Source organism: Roseburia sp. TF10-5, from assembly GCF_003462365.1.
Lineage (GTDB): Bacteria > Bacillota > Clostridia > Lachnospirales > Lachnospiraceae > Roseburia > Roseburia faecis.
Window position 1 is genome coordinate 18,385 of sequence record NZ_QTYW01000004.1, and the last position, 21,281, is coordinate 39,665.

Annotated in this window: 21 protein-coding genes and 1 pseudogene; 19 read left to right on the forward strand and 3 right to left on the reverse strand. The window is 36.0% G+C overall.

The features are described 5' to 3' along the window. The first annotated feature begins 44 nt into the window (after positions 1 to 44). The 16 genes and pseudogenes from DXD06_RS05265 to DXD06_RS05335 all read left to right on the forward strand — a co-directional run bounded on the left by DXD06_RS05265 (position 45) and on the right by DXD06_RS05335 (position 15,609). Complete coding sequence (locus DXD06_RS05265) at positions 45 to 1,661, forward strand: ABC transporter ATP-binding protein (RefSeq protein WP_117830921.1); 1,617 nt, start codon at positions 45 to 47, stop codon at positions 1,659 to 1,661. Between the two features lie 56 nt (positions 1,662 to 1,717). Beyond that, on the forward strand, positions 1,718 to 1,849 hold the full coding sequence (locus DXD06_RS17695) for a hypothetical protein (RefSeq protein ID WP_278308191.1): 132 nt from the start codon (positions 1,718 to 1,720) through the stop codon (positions 1,847 to 1,849). 85 nt (positions 1,850 to 1,934) lie between these two features. Continuing rightward, the gene (locus tag DXD06_RS05270; protein WP_117830922.1) at positions 1,935 to 3,269 is read left to right on the forward strand and encodes a radical SAM/SPASM domain-containing protein; all 1,335 of its coding nucleotides are present in this window, start codon (positions 1,935 to 1,937) and stop codon (positions 3,267 to 3,269) included. After that, positions 3,259 to 4,671, forward strand: a complete 1,413-nt coding sequence (locus tag DXD06_RS05275) for a radical SAM/SPASM domain-containing protein (protein ID WP_158569486.1) — start codon at positions 3,259 to 3,261, stop codon at positions 4,669 to 4,671. The genes DXD06_RS05270 and DXD06_RS05275 overlap by 11 nt, the downstream gene beginning before the upstream one ends. Positions 4,672 to 4,678: 7 nt before the next feature. Then, on the forward strand, positions 4,679 to 5,983 hold the full coding sequence (locus tag DXD06_RS05280; RefSeq protein WP_117830924.1) for a radical SAM protein: 1,305 nt from the start codon (positions 4,679 to 4,681) through the stop codon (positions 5,981 to 5,983). Next, the gene (locus tag DXD06_RS05285; protein ID WP_117830925.1) at positions 5,984 to 6,940 is read left to right on the forward strand and encodes a radical SAM/SPASM domain-containing protein; all 957 of its coding nucleotides are present in this window, start codon (positions 5,984 to 5,986) and stop codon (positions 6,938 to 6,940) included. It begins immediately after the preceding gene. 22 nt (positions 6,941 to 6,962) lie between these two features. Next, a complete protein-coding gene (locus tag DXD06_RS05290; RefSeq protein ID WP_117830926.1) occupies positions 6,963 to 7,637 on the forward strand; it encodes a DUF6973 domain-containing protein in 675 nt (224 codons plus the stop codon). Positions 7,638 to 7,719: 82 nt separating this feature from the next. Beyond that, positions 7,720 to 9,309, forward strand: a pseudogene (locus DXD06_RS18090) (transposase). A gap of 266 nt (positions 9,310 to 9,575) precedes the next feature. Further along, entirely contained in the window at positions 9,576 to 9,935 is a 360-nt protein-coding gene (locus tag DXD06_RS05300; protein WP_117830927.1) for a helix-turn-helix domain-containing protein, read from the forward strand. After that, positions 9,932 to 10,660, forward strand: coding sequence for a LytR/AlgR family response regulator transcription factor (locus tag DXD06_RS05305; RefSeq protein WP_117830928.1), 729 nt, complete (start codon positions 9,932 to 9,934; stop codon positions 10,658 to 10,660). The genes DXD06_RS05300 and DXD06_RS05305 overlap by 4 nt, the downstream gene beginning before the upstream one ends. Continuing rightward, the gene (locus tag DXD06_RS05310; RefSeq protein WP_117830929.1) at positions 10,647 to 11,951 is read left to right on the forward strand and encodes a sensor histidine kinase; all 1,305 of its coding nucleotides are present in this window, start codon (positions 10,647 to 10,649) and stop codon (positions 11,949 to 11,951) included. The genes DXD06_RS05305 and DXD06_RS05310 overlap by 14 nt, the downstream gene beginning before the upstream one ends. 105 nt (positions 11,952 to 12,056) lie before the next feature. Next, positions 12,057 to 12,440 (forward strand): hypothetical protein, encoded by a 384-nt coding sequence (locus DXD06_RS05315; protein WP_117830930.1) that lies wholly within the window; start codon positions 12,057 to 12,059, stop codon positions 12,438 to 12,440. A gap of 179 nt (positions 12,441 to 12,619) precedes the next feature. Next, the gene (locus tag DXD06_RS05320) at positions 12,620 to 12,769 is read left to right on the forward strand and encodes a cyclic lactone autoinducer peptide (RefSeq protein ID WP_117830931.1); all 150 of its coding nucleotides are present in this window, start codon (positions 12,620 to 12,622) and stop codon (positions 12,767 to 12,769) included. A gap of 2 nt (positions 12,770 to 12,771) precedes the next feature. Next, positions 12,772 to 13,356: an accessory gene regulator B family protein gene (locus tag DXD06_RS05325; RefSeq protein ID WP_117830932.1), complete on the forward strand. Its 585-nt coding sequence runs from the start codon at positions 12,772 to 12,774 to the stop codon at positions 13,354 to 13,356. 84 nt (positions 13,357 to 13,440) lie between these two features. Further along, entirely contained in the window at positions 13,441 to 13,824 is a 384-nt protein-coding gene (locus tag DXD06_RS05330) for a hypothetical protein (RefSeq protein WP_243000868.1), read from the forward strand. A gap of 426 nt (positions 13,825 to 14,250) precedes the next feature. Further along, positions 14,251 to 15,609, forward strand: coding sequence for a transglutaminase domain-containing protein (locus DXD06_RS05335; RefSeq protein ID WP_117830933.1), 1,359 nt, complete (start codon positions 14,251 to 14,253; stop codon positions 15,607 to 15,609). A 48-nt stretch (positions 15,610 to 15,657) separates the two neighbouring features. Here the strand turns inward: DXD06_RS05335 and DXD06_RS05340 are convergent, their stop codons facing one another. Continuing rightward, on the reverse strand, positions 15,658 to 15,981 hold the full coding sequence (locus DXD06_RS05340; RefSeq protein WP_022045802.1) for a helix-turn-helix domain-containing protein: 324 nt from the start codon (positions 15,979 to 15,981) through the stop codon (positions 15,658 to 15,660). A gap of 221 nt (positions 15,982 to 16,202) precedes the next feature. Here DXD06_RS05340 and DXD06_RS05345 point away from each other — a divergent pair, with 221 nt between their 5' ends. Continuing rightward, positions 16,203 to 17,285, forward strand: coding sequence for a hypothetical protein (locus DXD06_RS05345; RefSeq protein ID WP_147343609.1), 1,083 nt, complete (start codon positions 16,203 to 16,205; stop codon positions 17,283 to 17,285). A gap of 22 nt (positions 17,286 to 17,307) precedes the next feature. Here the strand turns inward: DXD06_RS05345 and DXD06_RS05350 are convergent, their stop codons facing one another. Together DXD06_RS05350 and DXD06_RS05355 are read right to left on the reverse strand one after the other, a co-directional pair. Beyond that, a complete protein-coding gene (locus tag DXD06_RS05350; RefSeq protein WP_117830935.1) occupies positions 17,308 to 18,231 on the reverse strand; it encodes a GH25 family lysozyme in 924 nt (307 codons plus the stop codon). Between the two features lie 19 nt (positions 18,232 to 18,250). Further along, positions 18,251 to 18,574 (reverse strand): rhodanese-like domain-containing protein, encoded by a 324-nt coding sequence (locus DXD06_RS05355; protein WP_022045799.1) that lies wholly within the window; start codon positions 18,572 to 18,574, stop codon positions 18,251 to 18,253. 367 nt (positions 18,575 to 18,941) lie between these two features. On the opposite strand from DXD06_RS05355, the gene DXD06_RS05360 reads away from it, so the two are divergent. Both DXD06_RS05360 and DXD06_RS05365 read left to right on the forward strand, forming a co-directional pair. After that, positions 18,942 to 20,669, forward strand: coding sequence for an AAA family ATPase (locus DXD06_RS05360; protein ID WP_117830936.1), 1,728 nt, complete (start codon positions 18,942 to 18,944; stop codon positions 20,667 to 20,669). Next, positions 20,662 to 21,273 carry an HAD family hydrolase gene (locus DXD06_RS05365; RefSeq protein ID WP_117830937.1) on the forward strand — a complete coding sequence of 204 codons (612 nt, stop codon included), beginning with the start codon at positions 20,662 to 20,664 and terminating at the stop codon, positions 21,271 to 21,273. Before DXD06_RS05360 ends, DXD06_RS05365 begins: the two co-directional genes overlap by 8 nt. Positions 21,274 to 21,281: the final 8 nt, after the last annotated feature.

Consider the following 21,281-nt stretch of genomic DNA (forward strand, 5'->3'; position numbering starts at 1 on the left):
AAAGATGTTTTTTTGTAGTACAATACAAAACATCAGGAGGAGATATGAAAAAACTTATTTACGTTATAAAAAGTTCCATTGATAAGTTTTTATTAAAACAAACTAAATGCATAGTAGTAATACTTGGAAGTTCGGTTATGACGCTGATTTTTCCTTATTACATGGGAAAGCTTATAGATCAGCTTGTGCTTGGTAAAGATATATACTCAAGTGTTTTGCCCTACTTATTCTTGATGCTGTGTTCAGGTATGCTTGCAGCTCTGTTTCAATATACACAGAGTGTGGTTATATACAAAATACAGCAGGAATTTTCGCTTGGATTTAAAAAGAAGGTTTATTCAAAATGTGTTAATGGCGATTGGAACTTTTGGAATAATTGGAAAGCAGGAGATGTTTTACAAGTTCTGGGAGAAGATGTGGCACAGTTGGAGAATGTTCTGGTTACCATATTAGGAAATCTATTAGTTAATTTGATCCTAGTACTTGGAATTACAATAATTCTTATTTGGTACGATATACGTATTGGTTTGGTTAGCATGATATTGTGCTTTCTATTGGCTTTGTGCCAAAATAGAATTGGTAAGCTAACAGAAGTAAAATCTGTTGAATTAAGAAAGGATGTGGAGATCAATGCTTCGTTCAAGAATGAAACACTTAATAATATGACCTCTTTCACAATGGCAGGCTTAGGGGGCATATTGAGAAAAAAATTTGTAGAACAGATAGAGGGTCTATCCAGAAAAGCTGTCGTTATTGTAAAGCTAATGGCACTAGGGAGATATGCTGGTTCTGTATATAATTACATTATAATTTGTATATCCATTATTATTGGAATATTTCAAATTGATAAAGGTCAAATGACCGCTGGTCAATTATATACTATTACTATTTTTGTTCAAAGACTATATGCTCCTATTGTTAACTTAGGCGATGCATATATGGCAATTAAGAAAAGTATCCCCATTTCCGAACGTGCTTATAAGCTATTAGAAGATGAAATAAAGCAGGATGGAAAGCGTTTGGATACAAATATTGATTCAATTAAGTTTACTAATGTTGATTTTGCATATGACATAGATGGAGAGTTGTTGAAGAAAGTAAACTTTCAGGTATCTAATAGACAGATATTAGGGATACTAGGAGAAAATGGGATGGGAAAGTCTACAATGATTCGGTTGTTGATGAAGAAATGCAAATGCTCAAAGGGAAGAATAGATATTAATGGCATAGACATTAATGATATAGATGTTCAGTATTTGTATGACAATATAAGTACAATGGCACAAGAAAGTAATCTGTTGTCTGGTACTGTTAGAGAGATATTAGATCCGTTCAATAGGAATATAGCAGATGAAAAAATGTATAGTATTTTAGCAAAACTGATGTTTGATATTAAGAAGCTATCAGACGGATTAGATACATATATCCATCCTAATACGACTAATTTGTCTGGTGGGGAAAAACAAAAACTTAATTTGGCAAGAGTAATTTTGGAAAACAAACCTGTAATATTATTAGACGAGCCTACATCGGCACTAGATATAGAGAGTGAGGAAAGAATTTGCGATTTATTAGAAGAGTTTTTACAAAATAAATTGGCAATAATTATTACTCACAGGAAAAGCATTTTGAGAATATGTACTTCAATTATTCAGCTTTAAAATTGGTGTAAAACCTATAAGGTTTTTACATAAAAAAAAGAAAGGAGGCACTATTTATGGTAAAACCTATTAATGTTACAGAAAAGAAGCCGGATTCCATTATTATTAATCCGTGCTTTATCCCATACATCTGTGATGGGGAAGGCTGTACAGGCGGCTCCTGCCATGGCATTTGTCACAATGACTAAATGATGACGTGAGCAAAAGTGAGCAGGAAGGCTTGGATATTTAATATTCAAGCCTTCTTTTAAATAGGTTTATTGTAAAAACGCTATGAGACAATGGGAAAAGATTGAAGTTAATGGAGAACAGTTTATTTTTTTTAAGAATAGTCTTTGTTTAATAAAGTTTAATTCCGAAATTGAAAATGCATTTCTTATTGCAGAACAAGGAGGCACAATTCCAGAAGAGTATCGGATGGTAGTTGAAGACGTTATTAAACAAGATGAAATGTTTGCTAATTTTATAAAGAACAACACCGGAAAAGGAGGGGAAGAAGAAAAAAAACTCTTAGGCATCGAAATTAATACTGTAAATGCATGTAATATGCAATGTCAATATTGTTTCGCAATTGATGGAACCCATAATAAAAAAGCAACTATGAGTGAAGATAACGCTAAGCAGGCAATAGACTTTTTGTTCCAAAACGCTGCTAAACGAAAAACGCTCTACATAACTATAATAGGTGGCGAACCACTTATGAATATAGAGCGCTTCAAGTATATTGTACGATATGCAGAAGAAAAAGCAGCAGAAAAACAGAAGAAAGTTCGTTTTTTTATTACAACAAATGGCACAATTCTAGATGAAGATTTGAAAGCATTCTTGGATCATCATCAGATTAACATTATGTTAAGTTTGGATAGTCAGTTTCCAGAGATCCAAAATTTACTACGCCCAATGAAAAATGGAAAAGGTTCATGGGAATACATACGAAAAAACTTTGATTATTTTAGAACGAGGCCCAAAAGCACTGTTCATATAACGCTTACACCATATAATTATAAATTATTTGAATATGCTAAAAGCTGTTACGAAATGGGATTTGAATGTGTGCATTTTGATATTGTAAAGAGCGATAAGTCTGAATTCAATTTTACCATAAACCAAATTGAAGAAATAAATAAAGAATGTAATCAGTTGGCTGAATATGTTGTAAATAAAATTGAACAGGGAAAAGCAATATCAGCGTATCCTATTATGGACAATATTTGGACATTAGCAAAACGAATGCCGAAATTGAGTAGTTGTTCTGTACCATACCATCAATGCTGTTTCGGACCAGATGGAAAGATTTATCCATGTGATGTTTTAATGTGGGATAAATATTGTATGGGAGAAATAGAAAATATGACATATTCGCCAGCAATATTTGATGATCTTAAAACACCAGCTGTATGTGGAGAATGCTGGGCACGTTATTTGTGCGGAGGGCAGTGTATTGCTGATGTCTTGCAAAACAAGGAGTCATTCCAGTCATTATATTGCATTTTCAAAAGAAATATTTTTAAACTACAGCTATATATGTTTTATAGACTAAGTGTATCAGGTAACTATATTAGTGAATATATAAAAAGGAAAGAAGAGGAATATGAATATGAAAAATGAGTTATATCCAGCGGTAAATGCACATCACTTTGTGGTTGATGGAAGACGGTTTTTTATTGATGGTGATACCGGTTATTTTTGTGAAGAGACGGAATTGACAAAGAAGATAATTGAAATGCTTCCGTGCACTTTTGAATATGCCTGCGAGAAATTGTCTTGTGATTATACAGTCGAAGAAATTAAGCATGAGTATGAGGATATAAAAAAGGCATATGAAAATAAAGTTATAGGATATAAAGATCCTGCATTGTATCAGGGAGTAGATATTAAAGAGGAAGACTTTCTAAACTCAAAAGTATTGTTGAATTTATGGCTTAATGTTTCTAATGACTGCAACATGCGCTGCATTTACTGTTTTGAGCATGGCGGCGATTATGGAAAAACAAAGAGGATAATGTCAATTGATAGAATTAAGGATTGTATTGACTTTTGGCACAAGTACTTGAATAAGGATGCAAAAGACATTTATGTTATTTTCTTCGGAGGAGAGCCATTACTCAATAAAAAAGGCATTAAGTTTGCCGTTAAATATGTTAGAGAGTTATTAAGTAAACATAATATTAGACCACATTTTAGTATAACATCGAATGCTACTCTACTTGATGAGGACTTTGCAGAATTTTTAGTTGAAAATAAAATTCCAGTTACCATTAGCATTGATGGTGGAAGACATATTCAAAATAAAAATAGACCTTTAGCTGGCGGATCAAAGAGCTTTGATATTGTCAATAAGAATGTAAAAAACCTTATGAAAATTAGACAGAACCTCACTGCAAGAGTAACCTTGGTGCATGAAGATGTAGGACACTTAGTAGATATTGTAAAAGATTTATGGGAGATGGGATTTGGACAAGTACAGTATGACTTGGTTTCAACAGATGATCCTAAACTGAAGATAACAGAAGAAGACTTAGTAACTATCGAAGAACAAGTGAAAATAATAGCTGATCTGATGTACGAAAATGTAATTCATGATCAATGGAAAGTTTTGCGAAACCTCACTAAAATTGTGGATTGTATAAATTTTCCTGTTTGGGATTTAACTGGATGTAGTTATTATGCACCGTATACGATTATGGTTGATCCAACGGGCGAAATTTATAAATGTCAAAGGTTAATGGACGAAGAATACTGTACTGGTGATATATATAATGGCATAAAGTGGAATAAATTCTATCTGAAAAAACCAATTAATGAAGAATGCGAGGCTTGCTGGGGTAAATCTATTTGTGCTGCAGGATGTGCGCAGGTAAGGCTTATGAATACTGGCGATATTAATAAAAATAGCAAGCTTTGGTGCGACCACGTTAAAATCATAACTAATGAAGCACTTAAGTTTTATGCGAAGTTATATATGTATTACCCTGAGATATTTGAAGATTTGCGACAAGTAAAGGAATAAAGATTTTATGACTAATAATAATCAAATTTTCCAGTTTAAAGTTGGGAAAAAAGTATATTACTACAATAATATATCCGGAGACATATTCACAGGTGATGCAGCAGAAAATTTAAGCGAGATAATACATGAAGAACCATTTAATGAGGAGGATCTAATTCTCTGGAAAAAACAAAAAGCAAAACTAGTGGGAGAAAAAGTAGAACTCCAGAATTTATGCCTTGTTTTATCACAAGATTGCAATATGAGATGTATCTATTGCTATGAAAATGGTGGAAGTTTTAATAAAACAAGAAAAATCATGGATTGTAGTACTATAAAAAAGATTGTTGACTGGTGGATAAGTAAGATTCCGCAGGAAATCTCATTGGTTCGAGTTGAATTTTATGGAGGAGAACCTCTATTAAATATATCTGGCTTTATGTATGCGATTGAATATATAAATGAGAAGATGAAACAGTTAAATAAAAAAGTCAGATATTTTGTAATAACAAATGGTACATTGATTAACGGCGAAATTCTCGAAGTACTAAAAATTAATAAAGTGACAGTTACATTGAGTATTGATGGGGACAGAGAGTCGCAAAATGTAAATAGGAGACTTCTGGGAAATCAAGATAGCTATGATATTGTCGTACAGAATTTACATCGTTTATTAGATTTGAATGTACGAGTGCTGGCAAGAATTACGATGACTCAAGGCAATGTAAAACGTTTGTTTAATTCGGTAGTATCTTTATGGGAAGCGGGAATTGATGAAGTTGATTGTATTGCTGTTCTAACGAACAGCGAGAAACTGCGAATTAGAGAGGATGATCTAATAGAATTAAGAAAAACTTGTGAAATGATTCAGAAGAAAATGGTTGATAATTTGATGACAAAGAAAGAAAAATTCTTTGGAAATTATTTACGTATTATAGGTTCTTTGTATGATAATTGGGATAAATTTTATCCAATGTGCGGCTATTATTCGTACAAAAAAATATATTGCACACCTGATGAAGAACTATATAATTGTGAAAAATTGATCGGTTTTAATAGTGAATGCTTAGGAACCGTAGATGAAATAGAATGCATACAATTGAAAGAGAGAATAACATCCCATACTTATTCTAAAAAATGTGCAGAGTGTGTAATGAGGAGAGTTTGTGGAGGATATTGCTATGCTGATGCTAAACAATATGGCAACTATTTGGGAGTTCTCTGTGAAATTCAAAAAATTCAATTTGAAAATGCGTTTAAGATTTATGTAACTATGATGGAAATGGATTCGAATTTTTGGAAAAATTTCTTTGACAATGGAGGTGACGATTAAATGTGGTTCCAAAGTGTTTGCGTTGTATTAACCAGAAAATGTAATGCAAACTGCGATATATGCTGCCAATCCTGTTCAAATACAGTTAATGAAAAAATTGATATAGAAAAAACATTAATGGTTATAAAAGAGCTGAAGAAAAAGGAATTAATAAGAATGGTTGGAATAACAGGAGGAGAACCTTTTATATATTTTTCTGATGCTATACGGTTGATAGAACAGATTAAACAGTTAGGTTTAGGGGTTACTTTTACTACAAATGGATTCTGGGGAAATGATTATGATGCTGCATCTGAAAAACTAGAAATAATCAAGAAATCAGGAGTCAATTTCTTTACATTAAGCGTTGATGATTTTCACGAAAAATTTGTTCCATATCAATCTATTGCCAATATTGTTGATATATCAAAAAAGCTTGATATTAAAATTATTGTCAATTGCGTATCAACAAAAAACAGTAAACGATTAAAAGGAGTGCTGGAAAAGCTGGAAGATTCTCTGATAAATTGTAATTTGGTTGAAATACCTTGTGTACCTGTAGGACATGCGGCGAGACGGATAAAAGAGGATGAATACATTTATATGGAAGGACTCCCAAATGGAGCATGTGAATTCATGAATACGTTCACAATTCTACCTAATGGAAATGTATTTCCGTGCTGTTCCGAGGCAGGAATGTCGTCAGTATTATATTTAGGTAATATATACCATGATAGCGTAGATGATTTGTTAAACAATTTTTATAACAATAGTATATGTAGTATGCTGAGAGAAAAAGGAACGACATATATATATCAAGAATTATTGTCTGAGAATGAAAGGAAAAAATTGAGGAATCGATTTATTAGTTCTTGCGATATGTGTCATGTGCTATTTGAAAATAAAGACATATGTGATCATATAGCATACAAAGTCAAACACATCATAGAAGAGAAAAGTAAACCCACATGCAATTGATAATATAAAAAGGAGAATTTTTATGAAGAAGAATATAATAAAAATAGTAAGCATGATGCTTATTATAGCTACAATTTCACCGATTACAGTCCAGGCGAGTACAATTCAGCAATCGGAATTAAATTTGACAAGTATGCAATCAACAGAGTTTGAAAATCTTATTAGTGAAATTTTAAGTATCAAAGAGGAACATCCGGAGTATAAAGAGGAAATGATTTTGCAAATAATGAACGAACGTCATCCTCAGATCAAAGGCTCTAGCAGAGGTATTATTGATATTTGGAATGCTCTTACAGAGTCAGAAAAGAAATTATGTATTCGATATCCTTTTGATGCTTTGAAAGTGAATACTGCAAAAGATATAGCAACATCTCAGACTGCCACAAAATTTGGTTCAAATGGATTAGGAGATAGAAGTGATGCTTTTCGTCATGGAATCTGGAATGTTGAAATGACAGTTTTGATTGGAAAGGAAAAGGCAGAATTATTTGCGACAGCACATGAGGACAAAGATGTGACAGGAAACGAAGCTGATGGATATCCTAAAACAGCTCATAGAGATATGGATTTACATAATAATGAAGTTGGAAGAGAGATAGGTGGAAAGAATAGTAACGCATCTGAGGATGAGATGGCTGAGATCATTTACCAAGAAATTTATTCTACTGGAACCAGTTTTATATGGTTACATGAGTAAAATAAAGGGGCTGTAAAAAACTCCCCTTAAAGAAAAATCGCTTAGACCGTGAGGTTTAAGCGATTTTTTGGTATAATTAATTATGCTACTAATTAATAAACCTAATGGCAATTATACAGCTCGTCAGCTGAAATTACCATTAGAAATCGAAAAATTAATTGATATTTCTGATCCGGTATATACTTTTTGTGAAGTTATGGATCACATTGACCTATCAGGATATTTTGTGGAAGAGAAAGGCTACAAAACAGGTCGTCCAAGATGTGATGCAGAAAAGTTACTCAAAGTAATACTCTTCGCTTTTATGGAGCACGGATTCCGTTCTCTCCGAGAGATTGAAAAACTCTGTAGAACGGACATCCGATATATGAATCTTCTTGATGAAATGAAAGCTCCATCCTTTGCCCCGTTCGGTAACTTTATTCGTAATGAATTAACTGATACAATTGAACAAATATTTGCCGATGTCAACGCATACATCTTTGAAAAAGATCATGTTGATCTGGATCATACATACATTGATGGTACAAAGATTGAGGCTAATGCTAATAAATACACCTGGGTTTGGAAGAAATCTTGTATTAAAAACAGAGATAAGATGTTTGTTAGAATTTCTGAATTAATAGATTCGATGAATGTTGAAGTATTAAATCTATTCGGCTTAAAATTCGATACAAGAGAAGAATATGCAATTGAATATCTTAAAACTGTGTTGGATAAATATGAGTCTATAACAGGCCTTGACAAATCGAGTTTTGTGTATGGAACAGGCCGCAGGAAAAGCCTCTATCAGAAACAGTACGAAACCTTGTCTGGTTACTGCGAAAGACTTAAGAATTATGCTCGTCATATCGAAATCTGTGGTGAATCTAGAAATAGTTATTCCAAAACAGACCATGATGCAACCTTTATGAGAGTCAAATCTGATTACATGGGGAATGATCAACTGCTACCAGCTTATAATCTTCAGGCGGCTGTATGTGATGAATATATAGCGATAATAGATGCAAAACCATATGCATCTGATATAGAGTGCTTTGTACCTCTTATGTAAAAATATAATGCTACGTATGGACACTATCCTAAATACCCAGTAGCAGATGCCGGTTATGGTTCATATAATAACTATCTTTACTGCGAAGGACATGGCATGGAAAAATATATGAAGTTTACCATATTTGACAAAGAAACCAAGGATAGTAAATATCACAATAATCCTTTTAGAGTGGATAACTTTAAACACGATGAAAAAGGGAATCTCATATGTCCAAATGGAAAACGATTTTTGTACAAATATGATAAGCATGTCCGTGGAAATAAATATGGTAGGACAGAAGAAATCTATGAATGTGAAGATTGCACCAATTGTCCTTACAAAGGTGAATGTTGCAAGAGAACATCAGGAAATTGCACTGCCAGATTGAATAGAGAATTAACAGCAATTCACCATGAAGTAATAGACAATCTTGAATCTGTACACGGTGCACTTCTTAGGATGAATCGAAGTATTCAGGCCGAAGGAACGTTTGGAGTAATCAAGTGGGACAGAACTTATAAAAGGCTATTTAGATGGGGCGAAAAAGCCGTTATTTTGGAATTTACATTAATTTCGTGTGGTTTTAACCTGTACAAATATCATAATAAGATAAATCGTCAGACACTAGCTGCCTGATCAAAAGAAGTTAAATATGAGGAAAATGCTCATTTTACGATGAGTCTATTCAAGTACTCTAAAATTCACAGTTTTCCGTAGTTTTGAAGATAAAGACAGACATCTGCCCACTCTCGTGAACAGATGCCCTAACTTATAGCTGTTTTTTTTTACAGCGCCTTTATTAAATTACAATAAATAACAGTAAACCAATACTCTTATTATTTGTATCACATTTAAAGAAAACGGGTAGCATGATATTATCATGTATTTAAGGAGTAGAAGTTATGGAGAGCCGTATTAAAAAGCTTCGAGAAAAGAGAGGACTCATACAGGCAATTTTAGCAGCTGAATTAGGAATAACACAACAGATGTTAAGTAAATATGAGAGGGATACTTCCACTATTAAAGTTGATGTTCTAAAAGAATTGGCAAAATATTTCAATGTGACAACAGATTATCTATTAGGACTGTCAGATGTGAAAAGAGATTTGACTGGGCAAATCAAAATGAACGAAACCATAGATGAATACTATGATTTAATTGAAGTCTATAAAAAGCTAGATGAATACGATCAAGAATTGGTCTGGACGATGATGGAAGCTATTAAAAAAAACGATGAGAAGAGGAAGAGAGAAGAAAAATGATAAACATAGCAATCTGTGATGATAATATTACTACAACAGGCGAGTTAGAAACTATGTTGCAAGAAATAGCAAGAAAACATTTTATCCAGTCAGAAACAGAAGTCTTCTGGGATGGAAAAAAATTGGCGGAATCGGTAGAAAGGGGTGCTTGCTTTGATATTATTTTTTTGGATATAGAAATGGGAAAAGAAGATGGAATAACAGTGGCACGAAGAATCAGGGAATGGGATAAGAATATTCTGATTATTTATGTTACTAGTCATGAAAGTTATATGCAAGAATCTTTTGCTGTAAGACCATTCCGCTTTTTAGTAAAACCAGTAGGAGAGAGTAAATTGGAAAAATGTTTCCTGGAGGCATATGAAGAGGTTAGTGGTAATGATAGTTATTTTCGGTATAGCTACCAACGGATGAATCATAAGATTCCAATTCGGGACATTCTCTACTTTGAGAGTAATAGAAGAAAAATATCGATAGTTACCCAAAAAGGTGATTTTGAATTATATGGGAAGTTGAACGAGATAGAGCAGAGCCTTAAAATTAGTAAAGCTGCTTTTTTGAGAGTCCATCAGTCTTATTTAGTAAACTATAAATATGTAGAGGGTTTGGGATATGATTTTGTAGTAATGGATAATGGAAAAAGAATCTCCATTAGTGAGGACAGGAGAAAACGTATTAGCGAACAATACTGTACAATGGAGGATACTTTCTATGTTGGTAGATAGATGGATAATGGAAGTCCTAGAAATATTACTTGCAATATTTTCGGTTTATCTTTTTTTCCTTTATTTTGGTATATTTTTTCAAAGAAAGGAAGGAAAGATCCGTGCTCTGATTGGAGTGGCAGCAATTCTAGCGTGGCAATTCGATATTTGGGACATTTTTTGGATATTACCATCAGCTTGGAATCTGTGTGTCGCAATGGGGGTAACGATATTTGCAGTAGCAAACATATACGAGGGAAGGATTTGGATGAAATGCTTTTTTGCAATTACATTTGTAGCCATCTGGATGCTGACCGAAATATTAGTTGGAGATCTGTTCATGATCTATAATATAAATATTGGTGAAATGCAAGCTCTTGGTTCTCTCATCTCAAAGATTTTCTTTTTCTTCATGATTATTGCTTTGAAAAAGGTATTTACCAATGAAAAGGTTAGAGAACTTCCGCCTAAGCATAATATTCTGCTAATTCTTATTCCAATAGGCAGTATGTATATTATGAACGCAGTATTTATTTTAACCTACAGGACAGAATGGAAATATGCGGAGGTACATTCCCTTATTTCTACGGTAATAATATTATCTATTAATATACTGATTTTTTACATATATATTAAGTTGGCTGATGATTTACAGGTCAGACATATTAATATGGTATATGAACAGCAATTGGATCTATGCGAAAGACATCAAAAAGAAACAGAACTTTCAATATTACAGATGAGAGATGTACGCCATAGTATGAAGAATCATTTTCTGTCTATTTTAGCATATGCAGAAAAAGGAGAGTGTGGGAAAATTATTCGATTTGTAAGAGATGTGATGGATGAAGGAAAATTGAATATATCCGATACAGTGAATACCGGAAACATAGTAATAGATTCGCTTGTTGGCTATTGGGAAAAAGCAGCTGAAGATAGAGGAATAGAGTTTCAGATAGAGATAGACGTTCCGATGGATATGCCATTTCGTGGGGCAGATATCAGCTTGATTCTGGGGAATCTACTGGAAAATGCGGTAGAAGCAGCTGATAAAGCAAAACAAAAAAAGTATATACAGTTTAAGCTTAAGTATGATAAAAAGAATCTACTAATAGTGGTAAAGAATAATTATAGAGGTGAGTTGATAAGAGGTAAAGGAGAGGTGCTGAGGACGACCAAGTCAGATGCGGTTAATCATGGCATAGGACTTCCTTCTGTTCGGAGAACAGTAGAAAAATATCAGGGGACGATGGCCATTGATGATTCGATGCCTAATTGCTTTGTGGTTCGAGTAGTTCTGTATGGAACATAACAGTGGGAAGGAATACATAAATGTCCGGTATTAATCAGTATAATATTTAAGAAATTTGGTATTGTAGATTAAATCTGACTAGAGGGTAGAAAGTGGGGGCGTGGAGTGGAAATATTATTATTTAGTGATAGCAAAAGTGTGTTTGAAAAGACTAAATTAATTTCAAAAGGATGGTTTGAATTAACTTGGTGGAAATATAGTGATTTACAAAAGGTGCATTATCCATTTGCGAATATTGTTATCATGCATTTTGATAGAGTAAGAATTTTAGAAGGTATATTTTTACCAATTGTAGAAGTAAGGAGTAAAATGGGAATGTCCATTCCCATTTTAACAATAATAGATGGAACACCACAAGAAATCTATTCTGTATTAAAATCTGGTGTGTATGATTATATAACCACAATAGAAGACAAGACAAAATATAAGAAAAGAATAGAAGAGATGGCATTATGGTATTGGTATCTGAATAAATTTAAAAAAACATAATATGATACTCAGCTTATTTATTATAGTTATTTGTGATCTGTCTAGTAATGTACGCTATGTAAATGAAATAATATTTATTAGAAAAAGTTACATGAACACTCGATATTATGACATGAAAATAAATTGGTGCCTATTTTATGATAAAGTATTAATAAAACAATGAAAGGAGTTTATAAAACATGAAGACTAAAAATGGAACAATTCAGCCCACTAAATTATTAGCAAAAGCATCTCTAAAACTTGGACAACTTTCTGCAGATAGTGCCTGTGTCTACATTTTTCACCAGCCCAAAATACCGGATGGACTTAAAAGATTAAAGAGAAAATAAATATGAGGTTTTTGTCGGAAAAAATAACAGATCATATTGTTAAGTCTGGTGCAATTTCCGAGGAATCATATGCAATATATCAATATGGGTTTCAAATAGGGCTTGAAATGCTAGGGTGCTTTTTGGTTAGTTTATTTATAGCCTTATATATGCATATGATTCCACAATTCTTTGTATCCACTGTTGTTTTCATGTTATTACGTACTTATGCTGGTGGTATACATTTGAAAAGCTATCTTGGTTGTTTTTTTTGCTCTATTGCAGTACAGACTATGATATTGCTTATCAATGAGTATTATGCATTAAAATGTACTATAGCATGGCTAATTATTTTAATTGGAACAATTTTAATATTGAAAGTGGCACCGGTTGAAAATGTTAATCGAGAATTAGACCAATATGAAAGAAAGCACTGTAAAGGTGTTACAAAGAAGGTTTTGACAGGTATAATTGTAGTATCTGCTGTATGCACTTATTTAGAAAGATACAATACAGTGTCATTGATAGCGTTAACCATTATGATGGTTATCATTTCTCAATATATGGGGATAGTTATGTTTAAATTGGGAAAAAACAGGCGGAGATAGTAGGAAAATCTATTATTTTCGCCTTTTTTACCATTTAAAAATCAAAAGGAGATATTTTAAGAAAAGAGTTAGAGGGTACTTAACATGAGAAGAATAAATTATAGCATTTTATGCTTGGTATTTGTAGTGTTTTTAGTTTCTGGCTGCAGACAGAATCATATAGAGGGAGAACCTGATGTCATTAGTAGTAGGAAAATGAATCATGATGAAACATTAACTGTTGTTGCAAATAGAGATACTATTGAAGATAAAGAAAAATTTGCAGAACTTCTTATCAAGAAATGTAAGGATAATTCTTTTCAATCTATTAAATTTTCTACAGATTATGGTTATGCTACAAGTCTTGAACTTCAAGTATATTTATGGAGTGATCAGATAAAGGGGCGGGATCCAGTAATGGAAATAGAGTATTTACCAGTTGAATGGGGCAAAGAATATGATATTGTACATAATTCAGAAAATTTCTAAATGTATATTGATCGAAAGCTAATAAATTGATATTTGAGATTCTTTGTAACTGAAAAGTCTTTTCTAAAAGGGATATGAACTTAGTGTCCATTAATATGTATATCTAAATAGTGTCTGCTGATTAAACCGTTTCTGGTTCAAAATCAGCAGACACTAATTATGATAGTATTAGTTCTGAATGTGATAACCAGATGTTGGGAATTATGATTTCAAACCTTGCAAATGATATGTATGCGAAAGATGCGTCTACAAAGAGTTCTAGTGCAATGAAAATTAAAATGGAATCAGGAGAATATTGTGGTGGTGATGCTCCTTATGGATATAAAAGGGGGCGGATTCCATTAACGAACTTCTTGGGCTGACGATCAAATCAGCCCAAGAATAATATTAAAAAACAGATAAAGGAAAAGATGGAGGAGTTTAAAGATGAACAGGTGGACGAAACGGTGCATGGCATTTGTACTTACATTGACAATTATATGTACTTCAATGAGCGCAGTGAAACCAACAGTGGAAACGACATATGCGGCCACTGTGCAAAATATTACGAAGTCAGCAAAGGTTGTATGCAGGAAGACGGTTGCGGTGAAAGCACCGTCAGGATATAAAAATTGTAAATATTCAAGTACGAATCCAAAGGTGGCTTCCATAGATGCAAAGGGAAAATTAAAAGCCCTTCGTCTGGGCGTTACAACCATCACGGTAAAAAGCGGTACGAAAAAGAAAAGCTATACGATCACGGTTGTTCCGGAAAAGAAAAGTGATGTAAGACTTAATCAGGAACTGATTCTTGGCGGACAGATGGTTCAGTTAAAGTTAGTATCCGATAAGTATGACACAAGTCAGGTAAAGCTGTATGTTGATAGTGCCTTTAAGGAAATTGACCACAGGGGAAATTGTAATTTCAAGAAATATAATGGTTATCAGGCAAGTGGATCGCTTTATTATTCGTATGGGCAGTTTACCAGAAATATTACCATGTACATCTGTGATAAAGATGTGATTTTTGATGGATTAATAGAGAATTCTCAGGCTGGGGTAAACTATGATGCAGATTCTCTGCAATGGGAATTTTTGGGGAAATCATTCCATTATAAACAGTTAAAAAATAAAGGCATCGAAATTCAGATGGATGGCAGTGCATTGCCGGATCAGATTGTTTATACTCCGGGAGATCATACATTTACTGTTATTGCCGGAAAAGAGATATATAGCAAAAAAATTGGTGTCAGTTATTCGGTCAAAGATACGCTGATAAAAAAAGACGCAAGAGGATATACAGAGGATGGAAAAGCTGTATTTGATGCGGCCTTTGCAGCAGTTGATCAGGTAGTGAAGGACGGAATGGGCGAGGAAGAGAAAGTAAAAGCCATTCATGATTATTTAATCTATCATGCCAATTATGTCAATAATGGAGATTATAGTACCGCGGAAAACTGGGCATATGGAGCTGGTGGAGTATTGTTACATAAAGAAGGTGTCTGCCAGAGTTATGCGTTTGCTTTTTATATGATGGCAATATCTGCCGGGCTTGAATGCAGGTTTGTGTCCGGTACGGCAGATGGGGGTGGGCATGCATGGAATCAGGTTAAGGTCGATGGAAAGTGGTATTATATTGATTGTACCTGGGATGATCCGGTTGGCGGAGGATATGAAAATTATAAATATTATTTATCGGAGAGCCTTTGGGCAGATCATATTGCAGAGACGGCAAAAGATCTGGCGGAGGATGGAAAATATGATTGGGAGCATTATTATCTGACAGGAGCAGATTATGCCAGATAATAAGACTCTGTGGCAAGAGGGCTTTGCATCATGCAAAGTCCTTAATTATTACTCCCGCTTGGAAACAAAATTTTCTACAATATCCTGAATCAATGGAAGGTCTTTTTTGTTGCACAAGGCAAGAGAATCATAAATATTTTTCGGGAGATTGTCCGTGTGTAGGCTTCCAAGTAAAAGAAAATCAGGAGTGGTATCCAGCTGCTCACAGATTTTTACAAATGTTGTCAGGCTTGGAATCTGTTTTCCGGTTTCAATCGAAGAAATATGATTGTTGGAAACATTTACTTTTTCTGCCAGTTCTGCCTGACTCATTTTTAATTCTTTTCTGCGTCTTTTCATGCGTGTGCCCATGGCATTTAGATTTATATGCATAGAGTTCCCTGCTAATTTGTATTTTATAAAGTATCTTTCTAATGCATTAGCATATCAAAAAACAGGGAAACTAAAACAAAATATGAAAGAAAAGTTCTGTAATACATGGAATATTTATAACATTAAGAGAAGAAAAGTTCTGTAATATATGAAATACTGGAACAAAACTTTACAAATAAATGTATTCCATTTATGATGGAAAAAGAAAGGTGGACAATACCATGAGTGATCAGATCGAAAGAGAACAGCAGATAGAAGAGGAATCGCTGACGAAAAACAGTCTTCAGATACAGAAAGCGGCATGGATCCGGGAGGAACTGGAAAAACGCCGGGCGCAGGAAGATCAGCTTTTGCAGCAGATCCTGCGGGAGCAGCAGATGCTGCAGGAACTCGATGAAGACATGGATCAGAATATGGCGCATGCAAAAGAGGGGCGGAGATACCGGGAAGATATGAAAGCGCGTGTGGACGACCGCGTGTATGAAATGCATGACCTGAGCGCAGACAAACGGGAGGGCATGCGGGAATACGGCTATGCGTACCGCAGGGGCTATGCACTGGCAATGGTTTTCTTTTCGCTGGCGTTGTGTGTGTTTGCCGGGTATCTGCATGGCATCGCTTCCCAGACATGCCTTGTACTTATGTTTTTTACCGGAGTACAGGCAGCCATTCTGGTACATAAAAAACAGTGCCCGAAGTTCTGGCAGTTTGTCTGTGATGTGTTTTCTGCGTTGATTTTTCCGGGGATGCTGATCCTGTTTATTGGTTGTGAACTGCACTATTCTTATTACGAACGTGCACTGCCCTATTGTCTGGCTGTCGGACTTTTCCTGCTTGCACTGACAACGGCTTCTTACTTTTTATACGATCCGTACCGCAGTGCACGCCGCAGGGTGGGAGATGCCAAAAGCATGATTCGCAGTATCGAGCGGTCTGCAAAGAAACAGGTGAAAAAGAATCAGAAGCAGCAGATAAAAGAGGAACTGCGACAGGATCGTCTGCAGAAAAAAGAGTCCGAAAAACTGTTGAAAATCCAACAGAAACAGGAAGTGCGCTTAGAAAAACAGGGGAAGAGACTGCAGAAATGGGAAACGTGGAAACAACAGTTTCTGGAGCGGTTTCAAAAGAGAGAGGATATTGTGGATGAAGAGGTATCCGACGAGACGTTGCCGGATACGGCTGCAGGGGATGAGACACTGCCGGAAGAGGCTGTAGTGGACGAAGCACTGCCAAAAGAGACTGCGGGGAACGAAACACTGCCGATAGAATCCGGGGAAGAAGATCCGGATGATCCGCACATTTGATACATGGGGCAATCAGGCATATTTACTTCACAACAACTTTCATTTTCGCTTTCCTGCCACTTCCGGTTGTTACCGTAATCGTGGCCTTACCTGCTTTTTTGGCGGTCAGCTTACCGGTCTTTTTATTGACCGCAACAACCTTTGGGTTGGAAGACGTAAAAGATTTGCGATCCGTGCAGCCATTCGGTTTTATTTTGACCGTTGCCTGCGCGGTCGTATTTTTTTTCATGGTAAGTGTGGGTTTCGTGAACTTAATACTTGTTGCTTCCATATAGGAATAGACCAGATCACAATATCCTTTGTCGGTGTTGGCACCTTCCAGTGAACCTTTCTTTGTATACTGCCATAAGTCTGCAGATACCGGCAGCTTTGGTCTGGTATCACTGTAAGATGCAACCCAGACTTTACAGTTTTTCAACTTTTTCCAGTCAAAGTTTTCGTTCAGGAAGGAAGCGGAAGAATAAATCATCGGCACGTAACCGGCATTGGCGATCGTGTCACAAAAGGCCTTTGCAATCGCAGTCGTATTTTCCCTGCCACCTGCAAAGGTGCCCTTGCGCTCCATGTCATAGGCAACCGGATAATCCAGATCCCTTCCATCAAGAATCTCCAGACAATACTCTGCTTCTTCCACGGCTTCTTTCGGAGTCCGCACGCAGCACACATGATACACACCGACTTTCAGCCCGGCAGAAACAGCACCATCATAATTTGCCGCAAATTGGGTATCAACATCCGGTGCCCGGCCCTCTCCGGTACGGATCATTACAAAATCCATGTCTGCTTCTGCAACCTGTTCCCAGGTTACGGTTCCATTATAGCTTGATAAATCAAATCCCTGTCCACGAAAGTCTGCTGCCTGCACAACGGTAACCGGGATTATTGTAACCATCCATAGCGTTGTCATTACCATCGCCAGAACACGAAATCCATTTGTTTTTATCATTTTATGTCTCCTGTTTATCTTAACGTGTCAGCATGCCGTGATGTTCTTCCATAAATCCGCTGAAGTGAAGATTTTTGTAGCCGAGTTTTTTAAATTTCTTCATGGCAACGTTTGGTTTGTGGTAATAACTTCCGATAATATACAGTCCGGTTGTTTTGTCCGGAAGCCGGCGGCAGACACGTTCTTCCGTGATTTTTTCGATTGGAAAATTGATGGCACCGGCTACATGTCCGTGCGCATAATCTTCTTTGGGACGGCAGTCAATGAGGACTGCGTTATCGGATGTGGTTACTTTATTTTTGGCCTCGTTGACGGTCAGTTTTTTCATAAAAATGCTTAACATTGTAAAACCCCCTTAATAAAAGATGCAACTATTCAGATTATTATACCCTATTTGGTAAAGATTGCAAGAAAAATAACGGTGGGCACAGCCTGTGTTTCCCGTTTTAAAGGATAATTTTAGGAGATATAATAATTTATCAACACAACCGCCTATCTGGAATAAAACGGAAAGGACGAAAACAGATTATATATTCCTCCCTTGCTGGCAATCAGGAAGATTTATTGTCAATCCCTGTCTCTCCGACGATTTCAAGCAAGTTTGGTATTAATACGGAAAAGCTGCAACGGTAATAATAATTGTAATTTGCCCATCAATCCGCTATACTATAGCTAAGTATAGCGGATTGATACGTTTTGTGGAGGTTCATATGGCATGCACTTTAAAACTGCCGGTAGGAATTGATAGTTTTGAAAAAATCAGAAGGAACAGATTTTATTATATTGACAAGACAAAGCTCATAGAGCAATTGGTTGAAACCGGTGGAGAGGTCACTCTTTTTACGAGGCCACGTCGTTTCGGTAAAACTCTGAACATGCGTATGCTTAAAGCCTTTTTTGAAACCGGTGCGGATGAGTCATTGTTTGATGGCTTATATATTGCGCAAAATAAGGCACTTTGCGAAGAACATATGGGAAAATATCCTGTTATATTTCTGTCATTAAAGAGCGTGGAGGGATTGAAATATGAGGATGCTAGATATCGTATTACTGAGCTCATTGGAATAGAGGCAGAAAGATTCGGCTTTTTAGAAGATAGTGAATATTTGTCAGAAAATGAAAAAAAGCGCTACAAGGCGATTATTGCATTGAAGGATGGAACGAATGTAATGGATGAAAAAGTGCTTGTATCGAGTCTGCAGATTTTATCTCAATTATTATATAAGCATTTTGGACAAAAGACAGTAATATTAATTGATGAATATGATGTACCTCTGGATAAGGCATTCCAGAATGGCTACTATAAAGAGATGGTTTCACTCATCAGAGGGCTTTTTGGACAGGCACTCAAGACTAATGAGTTTCTGCAGTTTGCCGTACTTACAGGCTGTCTACGTGTATCCAAGGAGAGTATTTTTACAGGTCTCAACAATTTTGAAATCAATTCCATTGTAGATATCGCGCATGATGAACAGTTTGGTTTTACTGATGATGAGGTCAGGAAGCTGCTTTTAGATTATGACAGGTCTGAGCGATACCCTGATGTAAAGGAGTGGTATGATGGCTATCATTTCGGTAATACCGACATTTATTGTCCGTGGGATGTAATCAATTTTGCCAAGAAGCTGGTTTTGGATCCATCAGCCAGGCCGAGTGCATTCTGGATTAACAGCAGTGGCAATGACATGGTGAAGCGCTTTGTGGACAAGGCGGACCAGACTACGAGAGATGAGATAGAAAAGCTCGTGGCTGGTGGTTTTGTTGAAAAACAGCTCCGCCTTGACTTGACCTATGATGAGATTGACAATACTATAGACAATCTGTGGAGCGTACTTTTTACAACAGGCTACCTGACTAAGGCTGGTGAGGTCAGGCTGCCTGACAGCGAGAGCTATGCCTACAAGCTGGTGATTCCAAATAAAGAGGTGCGTGAAGTGTTTGTTCTCCAGATTCAGGAGTGGTTCAAGGCTGTTGTCGCAAAAGATGATGATACCATGAAGCTTTTATCCAGAGCCATCCTTGATAAAGATGAGAAGCAGATTGCAAGACAGCTTAACATCGTGATGAGCCGCATAATAAGTATACTTGATACCAAGGCTTCTGATGATATGAAGGAGAACTTCTATCACGGTCTGCTCCTCGGTCTGCTTCGCGGAAGCAATCCGGGCTGGCTTATTAAGTCAAATCGTGAGTCGGGAGACGGTTTCAGTGATATTTTAATCAAGCCGGAGGACCCGGATGCAGGTATCGTTATTGAAGTGAAATATGCAAAAGAGATGATAAGCCTTGATGCAGCGTGTGAGGCTGCTATGGCGCAGATTAAGGAGAAGAGGTATGATGAGGCTCTGCGCGATGAGGGCAGGTGTGATATTTTAGCATATGGTATTGCTTTTTGCAGGAAGAGGTGCAGGGTTGTAGGAGAAAAAATAAATGATTAAAAACATAATATTTGATATAGGAAACGTGCTTGTCAGGTTCCAGCCGGACGAGGCAATGCGTGAGATTGGCATTGAAGAAAATAAAATAGCAGCTTTAGCCCATGCAACATATGAAAACCCTGTCTGGGTTGAGCTGGACCGTGGTGTAATTCCTGAGAACGAGATAATTAATGAGATGGTTAAGGTGGCTCCACAGTATGAGGCGGATATCAGGAGATTTTTCAAAGAGGGAAAGGCTTTTGTTGTAAAGGCATTCGACTATGCAGCAGACTGGATTAAGGAGTTAAAGAGCAGAGGCTATAAAGTGTATTTGTTATCGAATTATCCAAAGGAATATTTCGAGCTTCATACACACAGTGAACTTAGTTTTGTGTCACTTGTTGACGGCAAAGTCATTTCAGCTATGGTTGGGATGATAAAGCCTGATGCCGGTATCTATCAGTGTCTGTTTGATAAATATAATCTGAATCCGGAAGAATGTGTGTTCATAGATGACAGACTGGAGAATATCGAGGGTGGCAGAAAGCTTGGCATGGAGGGAATAGTGTTTACAGACTATGAGACCGGAAAGAAAAAGCTGGAGAGGATGCTGTCTGAGAAATAAAACAGTAT